The sequence below is a fragment of the Psychrobacter sp. 1Y4 genome, from assembly GCF_051847555.1.
The window spans coordinates 1-944 of record NZ_JBPYDE010000231.1; the positions used below are offsets into that span (position 1 = coordinate 1).

The window sequence follows — 944 nt, forward strand, 5'->3', positions numbered from 1 at the left end:
TGTCGGCAATGTATACCGCAGGCTACCGTTTAGGGATGATTTTTGCAGGCGCAGGTGCGCTCTATTTGGCAGATTATTTCGGTTCGACCGAAGAGTTTTATAGTTATGAAGCATGGCGCAACACCTATTGGATCATGGCAGCGGTGATGGGCGTAGGTGTGTTGACCACGTTGATAATTCGGGAGCCTGTGAGTGAGCAGGTACGCATTGAGCGCCCAGCAACAGACTATGCTCGTTTGGTATTGGTATTTGTATTGTCGGTCGTCGCTTTTATCATTGCTTTTGTCAATGTTGGTGCGTTACTGCCAGAGACAGACAGTGTGATGTTTGCTTTTTTACTTGAAGTGGTTCACCTCTTAGCAAGCTTATTGGTGGCATCGGTTGTGGGTTACCTGTCTGTCAAAGTAGGCGTGGTCAAACAAGAAATGGCCTATACCACTTGGGTTGAACCAGTCGTTGATTTTTTTCGCCGTTATGGCAAAAAAGCATTATTGCTACTGGCCTTGATTGGTTTATACCGCATTTCTGATATCGTAGCAGGGGTTATCTCGAACGTCTTTTACCAAGACATGGGTTTTAGTAAGACAGACATTGCCAATGCTGTGAAGTTAGTCGGTGTCATCATGGTTATTGCGGGTGGTTTTTTGGGCGGTATTTTGGCTCAAAAAATGCGCATGATGCAGGCAATGATGATCGGTGCCATACTGGCTTGTGTGACGAATTTATTATTTGTCCTGCTCACTTATCATCCTGGTAGCTTACCGCATATGTACGTGGCAGTGATTTTTGACAACCTGGCAGCAGGTCTTGCCAGTGCAGTCTTTATTGCGTTCTTATCTGCCTTGACCTCGATTCGTTTTACAGCGGTACAGTATGCTATCTTTTCATCGCTAATGACGCTCATACCGAAAGTGATGGGTGGTTACTCTGGTGCTGTCGTAGAC

1 protein-coding gene is annotated in these 944 nt (G+C 45.8%); it reads left to right on the forward strand.

Features of this window, described 5'->3' with window-relative positions:
• The coding region (locus ACS8FC_RS15435; protein WP_459112965.1) for an MFS transporter at positions 1-944 on the forward strand (944 nt) is incomplete at both ends.